Raw genomic sequence first — 290 nt, 5'->3', positions numbered from 1 at the left:
CCCCCACCCGCATCATTCAAGGAACACGTCACTCAAGGAAAATGTCCACGATGCAACAAGACACCTCTCTTTTCAAGATCGAAATCCATGGGGTTGCCTCAACACAGCACAACAATCTCAGCCCAAGCCTAAAAGACGGCATCCTCCTCACTTCAACCACAGACAATGTTGTCCCCTCTCAAGGGAGAATTTCCACGCCGCACCATACTCCAAACAGCTTTCTTCTTCCCAATCCCACCTTTAAAGGCAGCAGAGGCGGCACAAAAGCTCCACACCATCACTTAGAACCT

1 protein-coding gene is annotated in these 290 nt (G+C 50.0%); it reads left to right on the top strand.

Features of this window, described 5'->3' with window-relative positions; genetic code table 11:
* Positions 1–50: 50 nt before the first annotated feature.
* Positions 51–290: hypothetical protein (locus BN338_RS12835; RefSeq protein ID WP_210160970.1), on the top strand; the 240-nt coding region annotated here is incomplete at its 3' end.

Source organism: Bartonella queenslandensis AUST/NH15 (assembly GCF_000312585.1).
Taxonomy (GTDB): Bacteria; Pseudomonadota; Alphaproteobacteria; order Rhizobiales; family Rhizobiaceae; genus Bartonella; species Bartonella queenslandensis_A.
Note: the sequence above shows the minus strand (reverse complement) of the source record. Positions and strands in the feature narration are given on the sequence as shown.